Here is a 23,267-nt window from a genome sequence, read left to right as displayed (position 1 = left end):
GGAACCCCGCGGGATGGTCCGCGGATGCGAACGACCACTAACGTCGCTGCGGTGCCGGTTCCAGGGCTCTGCGGCTCTACGATCCACCGGCAGCGCCGGCCCGACGGTCGGCGACACGGCCACACCATCGGCAACGACACGGAAGAGGAAGAGATCCATGGGCTCACTCGACGGACGCATCATCGTCATCACCGGCGCAGGCCGCGGCATCGGCCGCGAGCACGCCCTCCTGTTCGCCTCCGAGGGCGCCAAGGTGGTCGTCAACGACCTGGGCGGGAACATCGACGGCACGGGTGAGGACCGGGCGCCGGCCCAGGTCGTCGTCGACGAGATCACCGAAGCCGGCGGCGAGGCCGTGGCGAACACCGACAACGTCGCCGACTGGGAGGGCGGCCAGAACCTCATCAACCAGGCCATCGACACATACGGCGACCTCCACGCCGTCGTCAACAACGCCGGCATCCTGCGTGACCGGGTGCTCGTGAACATGACGGAGGCCGAGTGGGACGCCGTGATGGCCGTCCACCTGAAGGGCCACTTCGTCCCCACCCGCTTCGCCGCCGCCTACTGGCGCGAGCAGAGCAAGGCCGGCAAAGAGGTGAAGGCCAACGTCGTCAACACCTCGTCGGGCGCCGGTCTGCTCAACAACTTCGGGCAGACCAACTACGCCGCCGCCAAGTCGGGTATCGCCACCTTCACCATGGTGGCAGCCATGGAGTTGGCCAACTACGGCGTGCGCGTCAACGCCATCGCCCCTCTGGCCCGCACCCGCCTCACGCTCCAGACGCCCGGGATGGACTCCGTCGTGGCGGCACCCGAAGACGCTGCGGAGTTCGACATCTGGGACCCGGCCAACATCTCACCGATCGTCGGCTATCTCTGCACCGAGAACCTCCCGTTCACGGGCGGTGTGTTCCACGCCGGGGGCAGCGAGATGGGCCTGTTCCAGGGTTGGACACTGAAGGACGTCGCCACCTGCCCCGACGGTCGCTGGACGATCGCCGGCCTCGAGGAGGCTGCGCCGGCGATCGTCGACGACGACAAGGCGCTGGTCTCGTCGGGCAACTCGCTCGAGGAGTTCACCCCCGAGTTCCTCGTGCGCCACGGCGTCGACCTGAGCTCGCTCGGCTGAGCGGGAGGGGCTTCTAAGAGGGCTCGGCGCCGACGACCGAGACGAAACTGACGCACTCGCCGGGGGCGCCACCGAGGTTGTGTGTGAGGCCGAGCTTCTTGCCGTTGCTGATCTGGCGCTCCGGTGGCGCTTCGGCGCGGAGTTGGAGCCAGCACTCGAAGAGCATCCGCAGGCCGGACGCCCCGATGGGGTGGCCGAAGCTCTTCAGGCCCCCGTCGGGGTTGACCGCGAGGTCACCGTCGATGTCATACGTGCCCGCGAGCACCTCCTTCCAGGCGGTGCCGCGCTCGGCGAACCCGAGATCCTCCATGAGGACGAGCTCGGTGGGTGTGAAGCAGTCGTGGACCTCGGCGAGGGCGAGCTCGGCTCGCGGGTCCTCGATACCGGCCTGGGCGTAGGCGTCCTGCGAGGAGCGAACGACCTCCTCGAAGGAGGTGTAGTCGTAGTCGGGGTCCATGGGCCCGTTGGCCGGCCCGGCCACGAATGACAGCGCCTTCACGTAGATCGGGTGGTCGGTGTAGTTGTGGGCGTCCTCGGCCCGCACGATCACCGCAGCCGCCGACCCGTCGCTCACGCCGGAGCAGTCGAAGATCCCCAGCTGGCCGGCGATGAGTGGTGCGTTGCAGATGACCTCCTTCGACACCTCCCGCTGGAACTGCGCACGCGGGTTGAGCGCGCCGTTGTGGTGGTTCTTCCACGCGATGTGCGTGAGAACCTCCTTCATCTCGTCCTCGTCGACCCCGTACTTCTCCCGGTAGGCCGGTGCCAGGAGGCTGAACATCGCCGGTGCCGTCAGTTCCACGGCGGTGCCGTCGCTCGGGGGTGGTGACATCACGAGCCCGGAGTACCCCGAGTCCTTCAGCTTCTCGACGCCGACCGCCATGACGGTGTCGTAGGCGCCCGACGCCACGGCGTAGCAGGCGTTGCGGAACGCCTCCGAGCCGGTGGCACACATGTTCTCGAGCCGGCTCACGGGCTTGTAGTCGAGGTGCAGAGGACGCGACAGCGTGAGCCCGCTCACCCCCGAGCCCATCGTTCCGAGCCAGTAGGCGTCGACGTCGTCGACAGTTGCTCCCGCCGACGCCAGTGCCTCCGTCGTGGAGTCGATGACGAGGTCGTCGACGCCCTTGTCCCAGTGCTCACCGAAGGGTGTGCACCCCATACCGACGATGGCGACGCGGTCACGGATTCCGTGCGATCCCATACTCAACCTTCCCGCTTCGGTCGGGCCTTCCAGAAGTAGTTGTGGACCCCGTCGACCGACGAGATCCGGCGGAACGTCATCTCCACGCGGTCGCCGATGGCGACGTGGGCGGCGTCGACGTCGGTGAGCTCTCCCTGGTAGCGGCCACCACCATCGAAGTCGAGCACCGCCGCGACCACAGGTGGGTTCAGTGACGGTGCGAGCCGGTCGAGCGTGAACGTCGCGACCGTGGCGGGTACGTCGGCCAGCGGCTCCGGTTCCATGTGGTCGACGGCCCGGCACCGTACACAGACACGCGACGGTGGAAGGTTGCGGGTGCCGCACTCGGTGCAACGGCTTCCCATGAACCCGAACTTCCAGTCCTCACTGCGCAAAGCCGGTGGCCCGGCCGGTGAGACCGGGTCGGGGCGCCGAGGACCCTCGCGCACGAGGGCCTCGCGCCAGGTGAGATAGGTCGGATAGTCGAGGTCATCGCGGCCACTGGCGATCTGCTCGGCGACGCTGGGAGCCGAACGGTGTTCCACGAGCGCGTCGGTGGTGCGGAAGACGAGGGCATCGGCACCGTCGGCCAGGACGACCAGCGCGATCAGGGCGCCGGGCTCCGCCGTGTCGAGTACCGAGGCGAGGAGCAGGCCCGCCTGCGCGGTTCCGGCGTTTCCGACGGTGCTCGACAGGTCGTCGACGACCGACTCGGGTCGTGCGCCGCTCTTCACCAGACCCTTGACCGTCGCTCCCACAGCCCGCGACTGCGTTCCCGTCACGATGAGGTGGTCGACGCCGTCGGGCGTGCCGTCGGCCGCCTTGAGGGCGTCGCTCACGACCTGCTCGGCGAGTGGGGCGTAGGCGTGGGCACCGAAACGTTCCTCCCACACGGCGGACGAGCGCGCTCCCGGCACGCGCCACCGGTCCATGAACTCCGCGGTTGCCGACGCCGTTGTGATGAGTTCCGCGAGCACCGGCGTCCGGGTAGAGCCCGGGCCGCACACCACGGCAGCGGCGGCGTCACCGCCGTCACGCTCGTCGGCGCCTCCGGCCAGGCCGTTGCGCAGGTCGGACAGGATCGCGAGGGTGGGCTCCGAGGCATCGAGTGCCGCCCTCAGTGCGCCGACACCCGAGCGCACGGAACCCATCAGGTCGTAGGCCGCGCAGTCGGCGGGGAGCCCGAGGGCGCCGTGGATCGCCGCGGCGTTCGTCTTGTCGAGGTAGGCGGGGTCGGCCGTGGCGAAGTAGACGGATCGTGGTGAGACGCCCTCGCCCAGGCCGCGGAGTGCCACCCGGCCGGCCTCCACTCCCATGGTCGTCGTGTCCTCGTCGGCCGAGGCCACGGCCCGGGCTCCCGAACCGGCGGGTGTGCCGAGACTCGCCGCGATCGCCTCGCGGGAGAGTCGGTAGTAGGGCACGTAGGCCCCGTAGCTCAGGATTCCCGCCATGGTGCGCTGCTCCCGGAGATGCGGCGGGACGAGATGCCCGCGCCGGTTTCAGTGTAAACGCCGGTTCACGGTTCGGACATCTCGACGGTGGCGTCGATCTCCTGCTCGGGCTTCTTTTCGACGGCGCGGACCTTCTTGGCCGCCTTGCGGAGCTGACGGAGTGCCGTGGGAACACCGTCGGCGATGAGCGCGGGGTTCGGTACCGATTCCCGGCACGACATGAACCCGAAGTCGATGGTGTCGATGTAGCTCAGCACGGTGGCGTTGAGTCCGCTGCCGTACAGCAGCGGGCCCATGGGCCACAGTGCCTCGAGCTTCATGCCGGCCACGTAGATCGGGACCGGCGGACCGGGGACGTTGGAGATGATGAGGTTGTACACCGGTGGAACCGACGACTCGAGCCCGCTCGCGGTGTACGTACGGGCCGCGAGCGACAGAAGCCCCGGTGGCGTCGTGTCGGAGAGGTTCATGATCTTGCGCGCCGCCATCGCGCGCTGCATCTCCTTCGACGCCTGCGTTCCCCTGTAGATGGCCTCGAGCCGCTCGACGGGGTCGTCGATGTCGGTGGCCAGCGACGCGAACATCGCGGCGACCTGGGTACCGACCGAGTTCTTCGAGCCGTCGGTGTGCAGCGACATCGGGACCTGGGCGACCAGCGGCGCGTCGGGCAACTCGCCGCGTTCGTCGAGATAGTTGCGCAGGGCTCCGGCACACAGAGCCAGCACGACGTCGTTCAGCTTCACCCCGAAGGTGTTCTTCACCTTCTTCACCTCGTCGAGCGACACGGAGCTGTATGCGAAGCGTCGGTGCGGGCTGATGACGCGGTTCAGCGAGGTACGCGGTGCCCGGAAGGGAATCGCCGGGGACTCGTCACGGCGCATGAAGCTCGCGAGCGTTCCACCCTGGAGGGCGATCTGCGGCGTGAACTTCAGAAGACGCCACGGTGTGACGGCCGTGCGACCGAGACCGCGCAGGAAGAGCTCGGCGCCCGACGGGACGCGTTCCGTCGGCCGTGCCGGAACGGGTTGGCGCTCGTCACGCGGCGGATCGGGCTCGAGGTCGAAGAGCTTGTCGAACAGGCCCACACCTGTGACGCCGTCGATTATTGCGTGGTGGACCTTGGCCAGAAGGGCCACCCGATCGTCTTCGAGACCCTCGATGACCCAGAACTCCCACAGCGGGTGGTCGCGGTCGAGCTTGTAGCTGACGAGGTCGCCCACCAGGTTGCCGAGCTGCTCGGGACCTCCCGGTGGCGGCACGGCGATCCGCCGGATGTGGTAGTCGAAGTCGAAGTCGGGGTCCTCGACGAACACCGGGTTGTCGAGACCGAGCGGGACCTCGTGGAGTTTCCAGGAGAACTGCGGTGCGAGGGGCAGGCGCTCGGCGAACGACTCGCGCAGCCGGTCGAAGCTGTAGCCGTCGGGGGTCTCCGACGGGTCGAGGAGCATCAGAGCCGAGACGTGCATGTGCCAGGCGTTCGTCTCGCCGTAGAGGAAGGCGGTGTCGAGGCCACTCGCTCTGTGCATGAGGCGTCCTTGGGTCGCGAGAGCACATCCTCCCACTTTGCGTCGCCGCGTGTTCTCTCGACGCTCGTCCGGTCCCGACCACATCTGCAGGCCGTGCCGGGAGCACGATGTGTCACCTCCCGACCGCAGCTCGACGCCCATGTGAACGATCATTAACATCGTGCCCGTGCAGGAGACTCGTCAGCAGGCACGGCAGGCATCGTCGCGGGCGCGCGCTCCGTGGACGGCGGCGGCCGTGTGGGCTGCCATCGTGGCCGTGTCGGTGCTCGTCGTCGTCGACTTCCGGGCGCCCGACCCTGCACCGTCGGACGCCCCGGCCGACACGTTCTCGGCGGAGCGCGCCTGGGACGACCTCGTCGAGATCACACAGGCCCCCCACCCCGCCGGGACGCTCGAGAACGCCCGCGTGCGGGACCACCTCGCCGGGACCCTCGACGACCTCGGGTTCGACGTGAAGATCCAGCAGGCCGCTCTCGACGACGTCCCGGTCGTCAACAACATCGCGGCACGTCTCGAGGGCTCGTGCGGCACCGACGAAGCCGTGATGCTCGTCACCCACTACGACAGTTCTCCCGCAGGCCCGGGCGCGGGCGACGTGGCGAGCAGCACGGCCGCGCTGATCGAGGTGGCGCGCGCACTCATCGACGGTGAGCCGGTCTGCAACGACGTCATCGTTCTCCTGACCGACGGCGAGGAAAGCGACCTCGTGGGTGCCCGCGCCTTCGAGGACGGAGACCCGTGGACAGACGACGCCGGATTCATCGCCAATTTCGACGCACGGGGCGGAACCGGGCCGCTCCTCCTCGGCGAGTGGAGCGAGTTCAGCCCGGCGCTCGTCCGGGAAGTATCGAGCGTGGTCGACCGGATGCCGGGCGCGAGCTCGCTCGCGAACGAAGGCCCGAGCCGAATCGACACGCACACGACCGACTTCGAGATCTGGCGCGAGATGGGGATACCGGGTGTGAACGGCGTCAACGTCGGTGACTCCGTCTACTACCACACGCCCCTCGACACTCCCGAGGTCGTCAGCAAGTCGACGGTGCAACACAACGGAGAGGTGGCACTCGCGCTGGCTCGCCACTTCGGCAACGAGGACCTGGACAACCTCCCCGACGCGGGAACCGGCGTCTGGATCGCGCTCACGTCAACCTGGCTCGTCGCCTACGGCGCGACGGTGGGCGCTCTACTGGGTGTAGCGGTTCTCGCCCTCGTGGCGGCCGTCGTGTGGGCGGCGCGCCGGCACGGAGTGCGCTGGAAACGGATCGGCGTCGGCGCACTGGCGCTCCCCGTGGCGGCCCTGGGTACGTTCGCTCTCACGACGTTGCTCCTCGCGTGCGTGCGGTGGCTCCACCCCGGCGCCGACGTCCACCTCTACGCGATCCTGCCCCACAACGCCGACCTCCCCGACCCCGAGGCGTACTACTGGGCCTTCGCGGCAGCCGGCGCGGCGCTGTCGGCCACCGTCCTCACCGTCTGGCGCCGCTGGACATCCGCGGTGGAGCTCGCGGCCGGGGGCGTCCTCGTGATCGGAACCCTCGGGGTGCTCACGACCTTCGGCGCGCTCCCGATCAGCTACGTCTTCGTGCTGCCGGCGCTCGGCAGCCTGGCAGGCGTCGTGATCTGGCTGCGGATGCTCCACGCTCGCCTCGACGGCGTGGCCGTCGCCGCCACGCTCGCCCTCACCGCCGTTCCCGCTCTTCTCGTCTACATGGGGTTCCTCCGCTTCTCGTCGTCGGCTCGCCTGGGCCTGTCGGCGTTGTTCGTTCCGATGGTGGCCTTCCTCTTGGTCTTGCTCGTTCCCCACGTCGAGCTCGTGGAGCGCGTCCGGCGCCGGCTGGCCCCGGCGGCCCTCGGTGGCGTGGCACTGCTCCTCTTCGTCGTCGCCGCCGTTACGACCCGTGCTGATCCCGAAGCGACGCGGCCCGAGCGCCTGGAGCAGGTCGTGGGCGAAACCGTCACAGGCGCGGTTCCGATCGATGGTGACGGCGGCAACGGCGTATGGCAGGTCGATGCGGTCGAGACCGGCACCGGCGACGAGTGCCTGGTGGCATCGGTCGATGACGACCTGACCGGCAACGTCGGTTGGTGCCCGATCCCGGCACGGTGGGCTCCGGTGCTCGACTTCCAGTGGGGGCGCACGCCGTCGGCCGGGTGGAGCCTGGCCGCCGGGATCCGGGCCGCCCGGTACGACCCCGACTACGACGACGAAGACAACGACCTCACGTCGAGCACCGTGCTCTTCGGCGGCGTGACACATCCCGAGCCGACCACCGTCGTCGTGACCGCAGACGGAGTCGACCACAACGCCACGACACACCCGGTCGTCATCGAGGGCGTTCGGACCTGGGCGATCGAGCTCCCCGCCGGATCGACAGCCGTCGACGGAATCGAGGTCGTCGACGAAGCCGGCACGACGATCGCCTCGGTTCCCGGCTTCAGCGTGGCCCCCGACGACGACACATGACCAGCCCCGGTGGTCCACACTGTGAACGACCATTGACCTCCATCACCCGCGGGAAGGACTGCGATGGACGCTGACCTCGTGGTCACCGGGGGAACGGTCATCGACGGCACCGGTTCACCGCCACGCCGCGCTGACATCGCCGTGGAGGGTGACACAATCGACGTGGTCGATCCGCTCCCTGAACCCGTCGACGCCACCGACACACTCGACGCCGAGGGTCTCGTGGTCACGCCGGGGTTCATCGACGTGCACCTCCACACGGACACCGCAGCGCTCTCCCCCGACCCCGACACGAACGGTGGGCTCCCGAGCCTCCGCCAGGGCGTCACCACGGAAGTGTGCGGCAACTGTGGCTTCTCCCCGTTCCCGATCCACGGTGACGCCGCCGAGGAGCTCGGGGTCCTCATCAGCACCGCACTGGGTGAGGGTGCGCGGCTGTTCCGGGACGCGCCCTCCCACCGCGCTGCTCTCGAGGAAATGGGTCTCGGGCCGAACTACGCCCCTCTGGTCGGGCACGGCGCCTTGCGGATCAGTGCCGTGGGCTTCGACGACCGGCCGGCCACCGCCGATGAGATCGCGACCATGTGCGCGGAGCTCGACTCGGCGCTGGCCGAGGGTTGCTTCGGGATGTCCACCGGCTTGATCTACCCGCCGGGGATGTTCGCCCCCACCGAGGAGATCGTGGAGCTCGCACGTGTCGTCACCCGCCACGAGTTGCTGTACACGACCCACATGCGCAACGAGAACACGTTCGTGGACGAAGCCATCGAGGAGGCGTTCACGATCGGGCGTGAGTCGGGGGCGCCCGTGCAGATCTCGCATCACAAGGTGACCGGCCCACCCAACTGGGGTCGTAGCGAGGAGACGCTCCGCCAGATCGACGACGCCCGCGCCGAGGGACTCGACGTGGCCTTCGACGTCTACCCCTACACGGCGTCGAGCACGGGGCTCGTGGCCCTACTCCCCCGCTGGGTGCTCGACGGTGGCTTCTCGAGCCTCGACGCTCTCCGTGACGCGAGCGCCCGGGACCGGATCCGGGAGGAGGCACGCGCTGCCCGGCCGGGAGCCGGAAGCGCGGTGGTCACCGCGCCCGACATCGTCGTCCTCTCGTCCGTTCCGGCCGATCCGGCGCTCGAAGGCCGACGTCTCTCGGAGATCGCCGACGAACGCGGTGTGGATGCTCTGGACGTGGCGTGTGACCTCCTCCTCGAGGAGCCTGCGGTGCAGGTCGTCGTCCACCAGATGAGCGACACCGACGTCGAGCGGATCCTCACGCACCCCCTGGCGATGATCGGGTCCGACGGTGCCATGGGAGGCGGGCGGCCGCACCCGCGTCGTGCGGGGACATTCGCCAGGGTCCTCGGTCGGTACGTCCGCGTCGAGGGCGCCCTGGACCTGGTCGACGCCGTCCACAAGATGAGCGGAGCGCCGGCAGAGCGCTTCAGGATGTCGGATCGCGGCACGCTCGCACCGGGGAAGCGCGCCGATCTCGTCGTCTTCGATCCGGGGGCCGTCATCGACGGAGCGACCTACGAGGACCCACTCGCACGTCCGACCGGGGTGTCCCACGTCGTCGTGAACGGTCGCGTCGCCATCAAGGACGGCAACGACACAGGCCGGCGTCCGGGACGCGTCCTCGAACCGACCTGATGACCCCTCGAGATCGCAACGGTGCAGGTCTCAGGACGCCGTGACGTAGCCGCCGACCTTCCCGTCCCAGGTCCGGTCGTTGAGTGCCCCGTCGCGAAGCAGCACCTTCTGGATCCGCTGGGTGGGTGTCTTCGGTAGTTCGTCGACGAACTCGACGTAGCGGGGGAACATGAACTTCGCCATGGTGGGCTTCAGGTACTCGAGGAGCTCGGCCTCGGAGAAGCCCTGGCCCTCGTGGCGGACCACGAGGACCTTCACCTCGTCCTCGCCGGGTCCGAACTCCGACGGGGCCGCGATGGCGGCCACTTCGAGTACTCCGGGGTGCTCGCGCACGTGGCCCTCGACCTCCAGCGACGAGATGTTCTCACCGCCCTTGCGCATGGCGTCCTTGAGGCGGTCGACGAAGTAGTAGTTGCCGTCCTCGTCGACGCGGAAGCCGTCGCCGGTGTGGAACCAGCCGTTGCGCCAGGCCTCCGCGGTCTTCTCGGGCATCCCCCAGTAGCCGACGTTGAGCTCCCACGGCTCGTGGCTCCGGATGATGAGCTCGCCCACGTCGCCGACGGGGACCTGCTCGTCGTACTCGTCCACGATCCGGATCTCGTAACGGTCCCGGGCCTTCCCGCAGCTGCGCCAGTCGACGCGGTGGTCGGGGTCGCCGTAGATCGGGGCGCCCACCTCGGTCATGCCGTAGCCCGTGAAGATCTTGAGGCCGAATCGCCGCTCGAAGTCGTCGACCTCCGGGAAGAGTGGCCCTGTCTGGATGACCGTCAGGGGATTGTCGGCATCGTCGTCGGATTCGGGCATCGAGAGGAGGAACTGCGCCATGACTCCGACGAGCCCGGTCGTGGCGCAGTCGAACCGCCTGATGTCGTTCCAGAACTCGGTGAGGCTGAAGACCTCCCGCAGAACAGCGCGAGCGCCGCCGAGCGAGGTCAGGTACACGAGGGACTTCCCGCCCACGTGGAACGTGGGCAGGCACGCGTAGAAGCCACTCCCCTTCCGCAACACTCCCGGAGGGGTGGCAGCGGGGAACTGGTGGAGCTCGGCCCACGGTACGAGGACGCCCTTGGAGGGCCCGGTGGTGCCGCTCGTGTAGATGATGCAGGCGATGTCGTGGTGGGCAGGCCCGTCGAGATCGGTGGCGGGCGTTGCATCGGCGAAGAACTCCTCACCCCCGACGACCGGAACACCCAGATCGGGAGCGGCTCCTGACAGGTCGGGAACCACGATCGCTTCGAGATCGCCTCGGATCGACGGGTCCACCGTCGCCACCTGGTCGAGATAGCGCTCCGAGCACACGAAGAGCTTCGCCCGCGAGTTCGCGACCAGGTAGCCGAGCATCTTCTCGGAGTAGGCCGTGTTCAACGGAACCTCGAGGGCCCGGAGCCAGGCCACAGCCATCCAGGCGTAGAACGACTCGAACTGGTTGGGAAACATCGTGAGGACGGTGTCGCCCGCAGCCACCCCCCGGCGACGCAGCGCGTCGGCCCATGTCAGGTTGGCCGTGTGGAACTCGCCGTACGTGACCTCCCGGCCGTCGACGTCCTGGAGCGCGACGTTGCCGGGATCCTCGCTCGCCCGTGCGGCGATCGCGTGCGGGAGAATGCGCTCCGGCTCGAGCACATCAGCCTCCGGAGCCGGTGGGGTCGGCCAGCTTCTCGGGGAGCTCGGTGCTCTTGGAGCCGGTCCACACCGGATCGCGTTTCTCCAGGTAGGCCATCACCCCCTCCACAGCATCGGGCTGCTCGCCGACCCACCAGGTCAGCTTGGTCTCCCGCTGCATGGACGCGAGCCGGTCCGTCTGGGTGAGCCCCTCCGACACGAGGCGCTTGATCAGCGCCGTCGGCAGGGGCGCACAGTTCACGGCGATGTCACGGGCGAACTCCTGTGCGGCAGGAAGGACCTCCCCGGCGGGAAGTGCCCGGGACACGAGACCGATCTCGGCCGCCTCGGTACCGAGGACCGTTTGCGCCCCCACGAGGAGCTCCATGGCCCGTGACACCCCCACGAGCCGTGGAAGCAGCCACGTCGAGTTGGCCTCGGGAATGATCCCCCGCCGGGAGAACACGAAGGCCAGCTTGGCGTCCTCGGCCGCGAAACGCACGTCGAAGAGCAGCGACAACGTGAGCCCTGCACCCACCGCCGCGCCGTTGAGTGCGCCGATCACCGGTGTTCGCATCGTCCAGAAGGCGGACTTCTCGGCGATCGTGTCGGAGTCGACCCCGAGCTCGGCGTCGTGCTCGGCGTGTGCCTCGGCCCCGAAGGCGCCGCTATCGGCGAGATCCACTCCCGAGCAGAAACCCTTCCCGGCCCCCGTCACGACGATCGCTCTCACAGCGTCGTCGGCCTCGAACTGCCACATCGCCTCGAAGAACTCGCGCTGCATCGTGAGGTTGAAGGCGTTACGGGCGTCGGGGCGATTCAGCGTGACGGTGGCGACACCGACGTCGTCGACGTCGGTGATGATCGTCTCGTGGCTCATGTGAAGCTTCTTCTCCTCGTGGTCGTCGTCTAGCGGCCTGTGAAACGCCCCTCGCGCCCTTCCGTGAAGGCCGCGACCGCCTCGGCGTGATCGTCGGTGTCGAAGAGGGTGACGAGCGTGCGCGAGATGAACTCACCCAGCCCGGCGAGGTCGGCGTAGGTCATGTGTGTGCCCTTGGCGAGCCCCGCCTTCATGTACCTGAGGGCGGCGGGTGGCTTGGCCGCGATCCTGGCGGCGAGTGCCTGCGCCTCCTCGAGGAGGTCGTCGGCGTCAACGACACGGCTCACGAGCCCGATGCGCTCCGCCTCGTCCGCCCCGATGAGGTCTCCGGTGAAGAGCAGCTCGGCAGCCCGGGACGGTCCGACGAGCTGCGGGAGCCGTCGCATGCTGGCGAAGTCGGCGATGAGGTTGAAGTTCACGTAGAAGGCGCCGAACTTCGCGTACTGGTTGGCGAGGCGGATGTCGGCCACGAGGGTGAGGTCCATCCCGACACCCACCGCGATGCCGTTCACCGCCGCGATGACCGGCTTCTCGAACTCGAGGAGGCGGGTCGTCTCGGGCGTCGTCTTCGGGATCGCCTTCTTCAGGGGGGCGAGACCCTTCTCGAGGCTGTCGCCCTCCCACGCCTCGTTGACGTCGTCGCCGGCGCAGAACGCCTTGCCGGCCCCGGTGAGGACCAGGCAGCGCACGTCGGGGTCCGACTCGGCGTCGGCGAGAGCCTGCTCGATCTCGGCGGCCATCTCGAGGGTCAGGGCGTTCATGGCGTCGGGCCGGTCGAGGGTGAGTGTGCCCACACCGTCGGTGATCTCGTACGTCGCGAGCGCAGTCACCTGTGCCACCCTTCCTGTGTGATCGGTCGCCCGCCTGGGTCGCTCAGGCCGGGAAACGAAGATGTTAACCCAGGTTAACTAGCCTGTGCCGACGAGTCGCCCCACCGGAAGGACGAAAGCCATGTGGCCCGGCCCCCACGCAGAGAAGAACCCCGACAAGCCGGCGGTGGTCCTCGACGACACCGGCGAGATCCTCACGTACAAGGAGCTCGACGACCGCTCGAACCGCCTCGCGCAGCTCCTGGCGGATGCCGGCCTGGGCTTCGGCGACCACCTCGCCTTCGTGTGCGGCAACGACCTCCGCTTCCACGAGCTGTGCTGGGCCGCCCAGCGCAGCGGGATCTACTACACCGCCATCAACTGGCACTTCAATGCCGACGAGGTCTCCTACATCGTCGACGACTGCGACGCCACGGCCCTGATCGTCTCCGACGAGTTCCGGGGAATGGCCGCCGAGATCACTCCGAAGCTCGACGACTCGGTGGCGACGCGTCTCATCATCGGCGGGACGCTCGACGGTTGGGAAAACTACGAGGACGCTGTCGCCCGCTTCCCCGCCGAGCCCATCGCCGAGGAGCTCGAGGGCCACGCCATGCTCTACTCCTCGGGAACCACGGGTCGCCCCAAGGGCGTGAAGTACCACCTCGAGCGTCAGCCCATCGGTACCACACCGATCCTGGTGGAGGTGTTCCGCAACCTGTACGGGTTCGACGAGGACTCCGTCTACCTGCACCCCGCCCCGCTGTACCACTCGGCACCGCTCCAGTTCACGATGCTGGCTCTGCGGCTGGGCGCCACCGTCGTGATCACGAGGCGCTTCGACCCCGAGGGCGCGCTGCGCGCCATCGACCGGCACGAGGTCACGCACTCGCAGTGGGTCCCGACGATGTTCGTGCGGATGCTCAAGCTGCCCGAGGAGGTTCGCAACGGCTACGACGTGTCGTCGATGAAGGTCGCCATCCACGCGGCCGCGCCATGCCCGGTATCGATGAAGCGGGCGATGATCGAGTGGTGGGGACCGGTGATCCACGAGTACTACGCCGCTACGGAGGGGATCGGCGCCACCTTCATCGACTCCGAGGAGTGGCTGGAACACCCGGGCTCGGTCGGAAAGCCCGTCCTCGGCCCCATCCACATCGTCGACGACGACGGCAACGAGGTCCCCGCGGGCGAGGTCGGGGTCGTGTGGTTCGAAGGGGGCGGGAGCCCCGTCACGTTCGAGTACCACAAGGACGAGGAGAAGACGAAGGAGTCGCACAACGAGGACGGCTGGGCGACGACGTTCGACATGGGCTACGTCGACGAGGAGGGTTACCTGTACCTCACCGACCGCAAGACGTTCATGATCATCTCGGGCGGCGTGAACATCTACCCCCAGGAGGCCGAGAACCTGCTGGTGGAGCATCCGAAGGTCATGGACGCCGCCGTGTTCGGGGTGCCCAACGAGGAGATGGGCGAAGAGGTCAAGGCGGTCGTGCAGCCCATCGACATGGCCGACGCCGGCGACGACTTCGAACAGGAGCTCATCGCCTACCTCCGGAGCAACCTCGCGCACTACAAGTGCCCCGCCTCGGTCGACTTCGAGGCCGAGCTCCCCCGCCACGACACCGGCAAGCTCTACAAGCGACTCCTGCGCGACCGCTACTGGGGCGAGGCCGGGTCGAGAATCGTCCAGTGAGCACCCACCGACAGTCCCGGGCGCAAGACGCACAGGGAGTCCGTGCATGAGTCGTGAAGAAGACCTGAACGCCGTCGCCGACGATCTCGAGGCCGAGGAGCAGGTTCTCGACGACCTCGTTGCGAGTCTCGACGACGTGGGCTGGAACACGGCGACGCTCGCCGAAGGGTGGACGGTGCGCGACACCATCGGACACCTCACAGCCTCGGAGGAGATGGCGTCGGTCGCCGCCTCCGACCCTGACGCCTTCGCCGACTACCTGGCAGGTGTCATCGAGCGGCTCGACGAGTTCGAGGGCGGCATCACGCCGGATCTGGTGCCGCTCTTGAACGACGAGCTGCTGGAGCAGTGGCGCAGGCGCCGCCGGGTGACGATCGACGCCGTACGCGCCCTCGGGCCGGACGCACGTATTCCGTGGGCAGGCCCGTCGATGAAGGGGCGGGCGTTCCTCACGGCACGGCTCATGGAGACCTGGTGCCACGGCCGCGACGTCTTCGACGCCCTCGGAGCCGTGGCACCCGCCACGGACCGTCTGCGTCACGTCGCCCACCTGGGCGCGGTGACCCGCGAGTTCGCGTACGCCAACCGCGGGCGGGAGGCGCCCGGCGGCGACATCCGCATCGAGCTCGAGCCACCCGACGGTGGTGAGCCGTGGACGTGGGGCCCGACCGACGCCGCCGACAGGGTGACCGGCGTGGCGGAGGACTTCTGTCTCGTCGTCACCCAACGCCGCAACGTCGCCGACACGGGGCTCGTGGTCGAAGGCGGCGCTGCCGAGGACTGGATGACGGTGGTCCAGTGCTTCGCGGGGCCGGCGACGGACCCGCCGGCACCGGGCACCCGCGTGCCCTGAGCCTCAGGGAAGCCCGGCTCCGGGGACGTCGACGTCGACCGCCACGACCTCCGCGTCGCGCCTCGCGGTGACGTCGGCGGAGTGGGCCGAGTTGGCGAGCATCAGGTAGAGGGTCCGGCGGTCCTCGCCACCGAGCATGCAGGCGAAACATCCCCGGCCCGGCTCGATGCGGTCGAGGACCGCACCGCCTTCGGCGACCCGCACGCACGCCGCACCCAGGGCGTCGGCGAACCACACCGCGCCGTCGGAGTCGAGGCACATCCCGTCGGGAAAGGAGCCCGCCACGTCGGCCCAGACACGCCGGTTGGAGAGCGTGCCGTCCTCGGCGAGGTCGAACGCCGTGATCCTCTCACCCACGGTCTCCGCCACGATCATCGTCCGCCCGTCGGGCGTGATCACGCTGCCGTTGGGAAACGCCATCCCGTCGGCGGCCGGGCTGACGTCACCGTCGGGGGTCACGCGGGTGATCGTGGCGTCGACCGGGTTCACCGGCTCGGCCTCGAGGTCGAACCCGAAGTTGCCCACGAACGCATTGCCGTGGGAGTCGACGACCATGTCGTTGCAGTGCCACGTGGCGAGCGACGACAGATCGGCCGCCGCCGAGAGGGCGCCGTCGGCCTCGCGCCGCAGGAGCCGACGGTCGGTCATCGACACCACCAGGAGGCGCCCGTCGGGCAGCCAGCCCAGACCCGACGGCTGACCGGGAACCTCGCAGACCGTCTCGACGTTCGAGCCGTCGGCGTCGCAACGCAGGACGCGGTGCGTGTAGAAGTCGGAGAACCACAGCCGGCGGTCGTGCCAGCGTGGTCCCTCGGCGAAGGTGAGTCCGCCGACGATGGTCCGTATCTCGCGGTCTGCGGCCACAGGCGTCCCCCCCTGGTTCATCGAGGTCCGGGCGTTTACGTGTCGTCGACCGCCATACCGGAGAGGTACGCCCGCTCGATCGCACCGAAGTCGTCGGCGAGCTCGGCGGCGCTGCCACTGACGGCCAGGCGCCCGTGGTGAAGAACATAGGCGCGGTCGGCGAACTCGAGCGCCTCGCGTGCGTGCTGCTCCACCAGGAGTACGCCGACCCCGTCGTCTGCGGCGGCCCGCACCGCCCGGAGCAGCCGCCGGACGACCTTGGGGGCGAGACCGAGCGACAACTCGTCGACGAGGAGAAGAGACGGCTCGGCCGCCAGGGCGCGTGCGAGCGTGAGGATCTGCTGCTCGCCACCCGAGCACAGGCCCGCACGACGTCGGAGGAGTGGTGCGAGCTCCGGGAAGATGTCGACCGCGGTCTGGCGGTCGCCCCGACCGAGGCGGAGGTTGGCTCCCACACTCAGCCCCATGATCACCGAGCGCTCCTCGGGGACGAAGCCCAGGCCGTAGCGCACTCTCCGGTGCAGCGGCGCGCTCGTGTCGGCTCCGAACAACTCCACGCTCCCCGCGAGCGGCGACAGCTCGCCGGCCAGCGTCAGCATCGTGGTCGACTTCCCCGCCCCGTTCGGGCCGAGCAGCGCCACGACCTCACCGGGCCGAACGTCGAGGTCGAGGTCGCGCACAGCCGCGAGATCGCCATAGCCCGCCGAGAGGCCTGCAGCGCGCACCAGTGGCTCCGCCAGAACGGATGCCGGCCCTCCCGGAATGTCGTCGACCGTCCCCGCCCCGGGCCCGGACGTGACCGCGACACGAGACGACGGCGGCCTGTCGGCGTCACCGCCCATACCGACCTCCCAGCCCACCGGATCCTCCGGTCCGGGCCCGCCCGTGTCGTCGACACCGAGATAGGCGGCCACGACAACGGGATCGTCTCGCACGTCGGCGGGGGTGCCTTCGGCGATCTTCCGACCGAAATCGAGAACGCTCACCCTGTCGCAGATGTCCATGACGAGCGACACGTCGTGCTCGATCATGAGCACGGCCATGCCCCAGTCGTCGGCCAGGCGCCGCACCAGACGGCCGAGCTCCTCCGATTCGGATCCGTCGAGGCCGGCCGCCGGCTCGTCCAGCAGCAGGACCGCCGGAGCGGTCGCCACGGTCCGCGCAATGGCCACCTGCCGACGTACCCCGTACGGCAACTCGTCGGGAAACTCGTCGAGCGTTGCTTCGATCCCGAACTCACGGACGGCTGCCACCGCACCCGCCCCGAGCGGTGCTCTGCCCGGAGCGACGAGGTCGGTGACGTAGGCGCGCACATCGCGTGGATCGGACGCGGTCCGCAGGTTGTCGCGCACGGTCATGGACTCGAAGAGCTCGAGGTTCTGGAACGAGCGCCCGATGCCCGACACCGCGCGGCGTCGGGCCGACCACCGGTCGACCGGCACGTCGTCGAGAAGGATCCGACCGCCCGAGCACGACACGAAACCCGTCATGGCATCGATGAGAGTCGTCTTGCCCGCACCGTTGGGCCCGATCAGGCCGTGGATCTCCCCGGGCCTGATCTCGAGGCTCACGTCATCGAGTGCCGTGACACCGCCGAAACGGACCGTGACGTTCTCGGCTCGAAGCCTCATCGTCGGGATTCGCGGTCGCCCGACATCGGGGAGTGCGTCGACCGGGCGGGCCTCACGTCGCTTCGCGACCCACGCCCGGAACTTCGGGACGGGCAGCTTCGAGGCCCTCAGGCTGGCGATGCCGTTGGGGATCAAAACGAGAATGACGATCAGCGCCACCCCGAGAATGACCTGCACGGTCCGCTCGTTGTCGAACGAGCCCCCCACGAGCTTCACCACGAAGTTGCCCGGGGCGACGGCCGCGCCGATCACCGCGCCGAGGACGAACCCGATGCCGCCGATGACGGCGTAGATGACGACGAAGATCGACTGGAACACCGAGAACGTCGGGAAGAACGTGACGTTGGGGCGACGGAAACCGATCAGGACGCCTCCCACGGCCGCCAGGGCTGCCGAGAGCCCGAAGGCGTAGAGCTTGGCGCGAAAGACGCTGATGCCGAGAGCGGTCGCCGCCCGCTCGTTGGCACGCACCGCGACGAGGCGGCGTCCCGCGCGGCCCCGCCGGAGGTTCGCGACGAGGAGCCCGCAGCCGACGAACAGGAGGAGCGCCAGGAGGGCGTAGCGCTCAGGATGAGCGAAGGTGTCGAAGTCGATCCCGAAGAAGCGCACGGAGCCGATCGATGTCCCGGTGACGCCGCCCGTTCTGTCGAAGTTGGCGAGGATCAGGCTCTCGATCACGAGCGCCAGGCCCAGGGTGGCCACGGCGAGATTCACGCCTCGAGTCCGAAGCGCCGGAAGTCCGACCAGGACGCCGATCGGCACCGCACCCACGACCCCCAGGAGGAACGCGAGCTCGAAGGGGACGTCCCAGTTGGCGATGGCGCGCGCGCCGATCCACGCGCCCATTCCGGCCAGGGCGAACTGCGCCAGCGACAACTGCCCCGTGTAGCCCGTCACCACGACCAGCGACAGGATGATGATGCCCAGGGCGAGGGTCGTGGTGGCCGCCTCCACGAGGGTCGTGGAGAACACGAACGCGATCAGAACCGCAACCACGGCCGAGGCTGTGAGCAGGGCGACAGGCCGGATCCGTCCTGTGCCGATCTCGGGCGGCTTCTCGATGCCCTCACCCCGGAGCGGCAGAGCCCGTCCGCGCACGACCAGCACGATCACGATCACGAGGAACGGGATTGAGCGGGCCCATCCGTTGAGTGTCACATCGAAACGGATCTGCGTGTAGGCCACCTCCGACTCGAGGATCCCGATGAGCAGCCCACCGGCGAGCGTCAGTCCGAACGACCGGAAATTCCCGACCAGGGCCGCAGCCAGCGCGGGGACGACCAGCAGCGTGAGGCCCACGACATCGAGGCCGGTGAGGTTCACGATGAGGATCGCCGCGAGTGCCGCCAGGACCCCGCCGAGTGCCCAGTTGGCGGTGGCGATGACGTCGGGGGAGATCCCCTGGGCCGATGTGGCGCGGCGGTTCTCGGCCACCGCCTGGGTCGAGAGGCCGAACTTCGTCCACCGGTAGACGGCCGTCAGCGCGACAGTGAGGCCCACGCCGATGGCGAGAATGAACAGGCGGTCGCGCCCGATCGAGACGTCACCCCACAGCGTCACGCCGTCGACGGGCAGCAGCTTTGTGACGATGCGGGGGGTGTCTCCCCAGCGGGACTGCCCGAAACCGAGCAGGACGGTGAACAGGCCCAGCGTGGCGATCAGGCGTGACAGCACGGGTGCCCGGCGAAGCGGCCGCATCACGAGGATGTGCGTCAGCGCTCCGATGGCCGCTCCGAGGAGAAGGGCCTCACTCCAGGCGACGAGAGTCGATGTGCCGGAGTCGCGGGCGTTGTAGAACACGAAGGCGCACACCATGCCGACGGCACCCTGGGCGAAGTTGACGATGCCCGATCCGCGGTAGGTCAGCACGATGCCGAGCGCCGCGAGGCCGTAGACGGCGCCGGAACCCAGGCCGAGGATTGCGAAACGTAGGAACTCGTTCATACACTCCCCACCAGGTGTCCGGCACGTTAGTCTTCGTTCACACGTCGGACAAGCATGCGGCGCCCCCGGCGTCGACGAGGTTGCGCATGGCCGGAAACAGCACGAACTCCACGGCCTCCACCGACAGCGACGGCGACGCAGCGCCCACACGCAAGGCACTCATTCTCGAGTCTGCGGTCGAGCTGTTCCGCAGGAAGGGCTATGAGGCCACCGGGATCGACGAGATCGGAGCAGCCGCCGGGATCACCGGCCCCGGTGTCTACCGCCACTACGGAAGCAAGCAGGAGATCCTCGACGAAGTGGTGCGCCAGAGCGCTGCGGTCGTTCTCCAGCACGCCGACCGGATCGTCGAGGGCAAGCTGGCGGCACGCGACCAGCTCGATGCGCTGGTCGACGGGCTCGTCGACGACGTGCTCGTCCGTCCCGACATGGTCACTGTTCTGCTCCGCGAGCGACGCCACCTCTCCCCCAACGGGAAGCGGACCTGGACCCGCAGCGTGAGCGACTACCAGGCTGAGTGGTTCGCAACCGTCAGCGAGCTACGCCCCGACCTGTCCGAGAGCGAGCTCGACGCGGCCGTGTGGATGGCCATCGGCATGGCGCTGGCCGCCGCACAGTACGACCGGTCGTTCCCACGCGAGAAGCTCGCCCCGCTGCTCCACGACATGCTCGTGGGCGCGCTGCTCGGCCCCGACGGCCGCTGAGACCGCCGGGGCGCCCTCCTACTCCGACGAATCCCCCGAGTCGCCGGAGTCACCGGAATCACCCGTGGAACTGCTGCCGAGGTCGACGGCGTCGCCACTGGCGTCACACGGGTCGCCGGTGAACACGTCGATGAGAGTGTCGAACATCGGTGAGGTGTTCGCGTCCTCGTCGTACTCGAGCGGGACCGCGCACGTGCTGAACACGCGCGGGAGCGGCAAGCCGAAATCGGCCGGTGTCTGCCACTGGAGCGGCGGGTAGAGGCCCACATCGAGAGCGGTCTGCGCCTCCAGGGCGTCCCACAGCGCCGCGCTCGAGATCTCCGCCGCGTCCTCCAGCAGGAGGTCCGCGATCGTCACTCCGGACCATGCCATCAGCCGGTTCCCTGTCGTTTCCTCGAAACCGGCGGCGTGCATCGAGTCGATGTACTGGTCGCAGGCCGCAGAGTCGAACTCGCATGTCGTCGACCCGGACGTGACGATCCCCGCCAGGTCGGGTCCCAGTGCCTCACGGAACGCTGTTGCGTCGGTGGTGAAGGTCCCGAGCGGGATGTCGGGCTCGGTCTGTCGTGCCGTGATGACGAAGTTGGTGGCGTCCTGGCCGGACAGGAACACCGCGATGCCGTCGGCACCACCCTCGAGGGAGGCCTGCACGTAGGTCGCCATGTCGGGGGCGAGCTCCGGAACCGGGACGTCGTTGCCGTAGGACGCGCCGAACGCCTCGAGCGCGGGCGTCACGAACGTCGGGATGGCAGCTCCCGCCGCCAGGTCAGGACGTGGCGTACTGACCTTTTCGGCTCCCTGTTCCGCCACACCCACGGCGACACTGGGCGCCGTCGACACGATCCCGCCGGTCACGGGGAACGACGCCGGGGAGGTGAACCCGGGAACACCCGCCATGACGTGACCCACCGAGGGGATCTTGTTCTCCTCCATCAACGGCATGAACTCACCCGCGTGCACCGACAGCACACCCGCCAGCGCCACGACGCCCTCCTCGACCATCTGGCGCCCACACTCCGCAGCCGTGTTCGGGTCGTTGGCCGTGTCGCAGGTGATGATCTCGACGGGACGACCCTGGATGCCTCCCGCCTCGTTCACGAGCAGCTGTGCTCCCTTGGCGCCCTCGGGGATCTCCGGGTTCGCCAACGCTCCGCCCGTCTCCTCGACGATGACGCCGATCTTGACGGGCTCACCGGTGAGCCCGGCGGTGAAGTCGACATCCTCCGGATTCACCGTCTGATCGCCGTCGTCTCCCGAGTCGCCGTCGGAGCTGCTGCTGTCGCTGTCGCACGCGACCGCCACGAGCATCAACACGGCCAGCACGGCCACCACCCGGATCCATCCCCAGCGCTGCATCTGCGTCTCCCCCTCCACATCCCCGAACCGCAGCACGCGTCCGCAGAACGCGTCGTCGGGACCGGCGGCCCTACCGCCGACGAGACGGGACGCTAACGCTCGTTCACAGCTCCGTCAATCACCCTGACTCCGAGGCGGCTCTCGATCCCACCGTGATGTTAGTCTTCGTTCACATCCCGCACAGGCAGGCTGGGAGCCCGCGACGATGGATTTCGAGGACACACCGGCGGAGGCCGAGTTCCGGGCGGAGGCGCGCTCGTGGCTCGAAACGCACGCAGAGCCACGCAGCGACGACAGCTCCCACGGAGTCCTGTCGGTCCTTGGACGCGAGAGTGACTCGCCCGACGACATCGCTGTGGCGCGGGAGTGGCAGGCGAAGGCCGCCGGCGACGGGTGGGCCGGCATCAGCTGGCCGACCGAGTACGGCGGCCGGGGCGCAACCTTCATGGAACAGGTCATCTGGGGCCAGGAGTGCGCCCGTTTCGACGTCCCCGACTCGGTGTTCCGCATCGGAGTCTCCCTCGGCGGCCCGACGGTGATCGCTCATGGCACCGAGAATCAGAAGCGGCGCTTCCTGCCCCCACTCCTCATGGGTGAGGAGATCTGGTGCCAGCTCTTCTCCGAGCCCGGTGCCGGCTCCGACCTCGCCTCGCTGCGCACCGGGGCCGTGGCCGACGGCGACGAGTGGATCATCAACGGCCAGAAGGTGTGGTCGTCGGGAGCCCACTACTCGAAGTGGGGGTTCCTGCTGGCCCGCACCGACCCCGACGTGCCCAAGCACCAGGGCATCACGTGGTTCCTCCTCGACATGGAGGCTTCGGGCATCGAGATCCGCCCACTGCGGCAGATGACGGGCCTCTCCCACTTCAACGAGGTGTTCTTCGACGATGTCCGGATTCCCGACGGCTGCCGCGTCGGCGATCTCCACGACGGGTGGCGGGTCGCCCAGACCACGCTGCTGCACGAGAGATCCATGATGGGTGAGTTCGGTGCCGGAGGAATCGTCGACGCACTCGTCGCCGCGGCGAAACGTCAGGCCGCCGAGGAGGGCGTCGACCCCCGCACCCGACAGGACCTCGCCGATCTCCATGTGCGAGCCGAGACCGTCCGTTTCATCGGCCTCCGGATCATCACCGCCATCTCCCAGGGCGGTTTCCCGGGCGCGGAGGCATCCGTCGCCAAACTCGCCATGGCGCGGCTCCTCAACGACGCCGGAGCCCTGGGTATCCGCATCAGCGGTCCCGCCGCCGTGGTCAAGAAGCCCGACGAGTACGCCAACGAGTGGTGGGAGACGCTGCTCGCCGCGCCTGCGCTCCGCATCGCCGGCGGCTCCGACGAGGTGCAGCGCAACATCATCGGAGAGCGCGTGCTCGGGCTGCCCAAGGAGCCGGGGCCGCCACGCGACACACCGTTCAGGGACCTGCTGACGTCGTAGGAGCCCGAACGAGGGGCACGTGCGGAGGGGGAACCCGCCGATCCCGTAGTCTGGCGCCCGCCGGTGGAGAAGGTTTCGCATCGG

The 23,267-nt window shown here is 68.8% G+C and carries 16 protein-coding genes; 7 read left to right on the top strand and 9 right to left on the bottom strand.

Annotation, left to right across the window (positions count from 1 at the left end):
- Positions 1 to 157: 157 nt before the first annotated feature.
- Positions 158 to 1,132 carry an SDR family oxidoreductase gene (locus tag R3A49_00635; protein ID MEZ5169236.1) on the top strand — a complete coding sequence of 325 codons (975 nt, stop codon included), beginning with the start codon at positions 158 to 160 and terminating at the stop codon, positions 1,130 to 1,132.
- Between the two features lie 13 nt (positions 1,133 to 1,145).
- Here R3A49_00635 and R3A49_00630 read toward each other — a convergent pair whose 3' ends face one another.
- The 3 genes from R3A49_00630 to R3A49_00620 all read right to left on the bottom strand — a co-directional run bounded on the left by R3A49_00630 (position 1,146) and on the right by R3A49_00620 (position 5,292).
- Positions 1,146 to 2,336: an acetyl-CoA acetyltransferase gene (locus R3A49_00630; GenBank protein ID MEZ5169235.1), complete on the bottom strand. Its 1,191-nt coding sequence runs from the start codon at positions 2,334 to 2,336 to the stop codon at positions 1,146 to 1,148.
- 2 nt (positions 2,337 to 2,338) lie between these two features.
- Positions 2,339 to 3,766 carry an OB-fold domain-containing protein gene (locus R3A49_00625; GenBank protein MEZ5169234.1) on the bottom strand — a complete coding sequence of 476 codons (1,428 nt, stop codon included), beginning with the start codon at positions 3,764 to 3,766 and terminating at the stop codon, positions 2,339 to 2,341.
- Positions 3,767 to 3,831: 65 nt separating this feature from the next.
- Positions 3,832 to 5,292: a wax ester/triacylglycerol synthase family O-acyltransferase gene (locus R3A49_00620; protein MEZ5169233.1), complete on the bottom strand. Its 1,461-nt coding sequence runs from the start codon at positions 5,290 to 5,292 to the stop codon at positions 3,832 to 3,834.
- A 166-nt stretch (positions 5,293 to 5,458) separates the two neighbouring features.
- On the opposite strand from R3A49_00620, the gene R3A49_00615 reads away from it, so the two are divergent.
- Together R3A49_00615 and R3A49_00610 are read left to right on the top strand one after the other, a co-directional pair.
- Positions 5,459 to 7,756 (top strand): M28 family peptidase, encoded by a 2,298-nt coding sequence (locus tag R3A49_00615; GenBank protein MEZ5169232.1) that lies wholly within the window; start codon positions 5,459 to 5,461, stop codon positions 7,754 to 7,756.
- Positions 7,757 to 7,819: 63 nt separating this feature from the next.
- Positions 7,820 to 9,406, top strand: coding sequence for a D-aminoacylase (locus R3A49_00610; protein ID MEZ5169231.1), 1,587 nt, complete (start codon positions 7,820 to 7,822; stop codon positions 9,404 to 9,406).
- 30 nt (positions 9,407 to 9,436) lie between these two features.
- Here R3A49_00610 and R3A49_00605 read toward each other — a convergent pair whose 3' ends face one another.
- The 3 genes from R3A49_00605 to R3A49_00595 are packed head-to-tail and all read right to left on the bottom strand — an operon-like array spanning position 9,437 to position 12,718.
- A complete protein-coding gene (locus tag R3A49_00605) occupies positions 9,437 to 11,029 on the bottom strand; it encodes an AMP-binding protein (GenBank protein ID MEZ5169230.1) in 1,593 nt (530 codons plus the stop codon).
- Between the two features lies 1 nt (position 11,030).
- A complete protein-coding gene (locus tag R3A49_00600; GenBank protein ID MEZ5169229.1) occupies positions 11,031 to 11,888 on the bottom strand; it encodes an enoyl-CoA hydratase-related protein in 858 nt (285 codons plus the stop codon).
- Positions 11,889 to 11,917: 29 nt separating this feature from the next.
- On the bottom strand, positions 11,918 to 12,718 hold the full coding sequence (locus R3A49_00595) for an enoyl-CoA hydratase-related protein (GenBank protein MEZ5169228.1): 801 nt from the start codon (positions 12,716 to 12,718) through the stop codon (positions 11,918 to 11,920).
- A 121-nt stretch (positions 12,719 to 12,839) separates the two neighbouring features.
- Between R3A49_00595 and R3A49_00590 the strand changes: the two genes are divergently transcribed.
- Together R3A49_00590 and R3A49_00585 are read left to right on the top strand one after the other, a co-directional pair.
- Positions 12,840 to 14,396 (top strand): AMP-binding protein, encoded by a 1,557-nt coding sequence (locus tag R3A49_00590; protein MEZ5169227.1) that lies wholly within the window; start codon positions 12,840 to 12,842, stop codon positions 14,394 to 14,396.
- Positions 14,397 to 14,442: 46 nt separating this feature from the next.
- Positions 14,443 to 15,249: a TIGR03084 family metal-binding protein gene (locus R3A49_00585; protein ID MEZ5169226.1), complete on the top strand. Its 807-nt coding sequence runs from the start codon at positions 14,443 to 14,445 to the stop codon at positions 15,247 to 15,249.
- A gap of 3 nt (positions 15,250 to 15,252) precedes the next feature.
- Here the strand turns inward: R3A49_00585 and R3A49_00580 are convergent, their stop codons facing one another.
- Together R3A49_00580 and R3A49_00575 are read right to left on the bottom strand one after the other, a co-directional pair.
- Positions 15,253 to 16,113: an SMP-30/gluconolactonase/LRE family protein gene (locus tag R3A49_00580; protein MEZ5169225.1), complete on the bottom strand. Its 861-nt coding sequence runs from the start codon at positions 16,111 to 16,113 to the stop codon at positions 15,253 to 15,255.
- A 35-nt stretch (positions 16,114 to 16,148) separates the two neighbouring features.
- On the bottom strand, positions 16,149 to 19,688 hold the full coding sequence (locus R3A49_00575) for an ATP-binding cassette domain-containing protein (protein ID MEZ5169224.1): 3,540 nt from the start codon (positions 19,686 to 19,688) through the stop codon (positions 16,149 to 16,151).
- 86 nt (positions 19,689 to 19,774) lie between these two features.
- On the opposite strand from R3A49_00575, the gene R3A49_00570 reads away from it, so the two are divergent.
- On the top strand, positions 19,775 to 20,392 hold the full coding sequence (locus R3A49_00570; GenBank protein MEZ5169223.1) for a TetR/AcrR family transcriptional regulator: 618 nt from the start codon (positions 19,775 to 19,777) through the stop codon (positions 20,390 to 20,392).
- 18 nt (positions 20,393 to 20,410) lie between these two features.
- On the opposite strand, the gene R3A49_00565 is transcribed toward R3A49_00570, so the two are convergent.
- Positions 20,411 to 21,784: an ABC transporter substrate-binding protein gene (locus R3A49_00565; GenBank protein ID MEZ5169222.1), complete on the bottom strand. Its 1,374-nt coding sequence runs from the start codon at positions 21,782 to 21,784 to the stop codon at positions 20,411 to 20,413.
- A 169-nt stretch (positions 21,785 to 21,953) separates the two neighbouring features.
- Between R3A49_00565 and R3A49_00560 the strand changes: the two genes are divergently transcribed.
- Positions 21,954 to 23,183, top strand: a complete 1,230-nt coding sequence (locus R3A49_00560) for an acyl-CoA dehydrogenase family protein (protein ID MEZ5169221.1) — start codon at positions 21,954 to 21,956, stop codon at positions 23,181 to 23,183.
- The last annotated feature ends 84 nt before the right edge of the window (positions 23,184 to 23,267 follow it).

The sequence above is a fragment of the Acidimicrobiia bacterium genome, assembly GCA_041394025.1.
Classification (GTDB): domain Bacteria; phylum Actinomycetota; class Acidimicrobiia; order IMCC26256; family JAOSJL01; genus JAOSJL01.
Note: the sequence above shows the minus strand (reverse complement) of the source record. Positions and strands in the feature narration are given on the sequence as shown.

Coding starts and splice junctions, on each gene's coding strand:
- R3A49_00635 (MEZ5169236.1), top strand. CDS start 158: ATGGGCTCACTCGACGGACGCATCATCGTCATCACCGGCGCAGGCCGC.
- R3A49_00630 (MEZ5169235.1), bottom strand. CDS start 2,336: ATGGGATCGCACGGAATCCGTGACCGCGTCGCCATCGTCGGTATGGGG.
- R3A49_00625 (MEZ5169234.1), bottom strand. CDS start 3,766: ATGGCGGGAATCCTGAGCTACGGGGCCTACGTGCCCTACTACCGACTC.
- R3A49_00620 (MEZ5169233.1), bottom strand. CDS start 5,292: ATGCACAGAGCGAGTGGCCTCGACACCGCCTTCCTCTACGGCGAGACG.
- R3A49_00610 (MEZ5169231.1), top strand. CDS start 7,820: ATGGACGCTGACCTCGTGGTCACCGGGGGAACGGTCATCGACGGCACC.
- R3A49_00600 (MEZ5169229.1), bottom strand. CDS start 11,888: ATGAGCCACGAGACGATCATCACCGACGTCGACGACGTCGGTGTCGCC.
- R3A49_00590 (MEZ5169227.1), top strand. CDS start 12,840: ATGTGGCCCGGCCCCCACGCAGAGAAGAACCCCGACAAGCCGGCGGTG.
- R3A49_00585 (MEZ5169226.1), top strand. CDS start 14,443: ATGAGTCGTGAAGAAGACCTGAACGCCGTCGCCGACGATCTCGAGGCC.
- R3A49_00575 (MEZ5169224.1), bottom strand. CDS start 19,688: ATGAACGAGTTCCTACGTTTCGCAATCCTCGGCCTGGGTTCCGGCGCC.
- R3A49_00570 (MEZ5169223.1), top strand. CDS start 19,775: ATGGCCGGAAACAGCACGAACTCCACGGCCTCCACCGACAGCGACGGC.
- R3A49_00560 (MEZ5169221.1), top strand. CDS start 21,954: ATGGATTTCGAGGACACACCGGCGGAGGCCGAGTTCCGGGCGGAGGCG.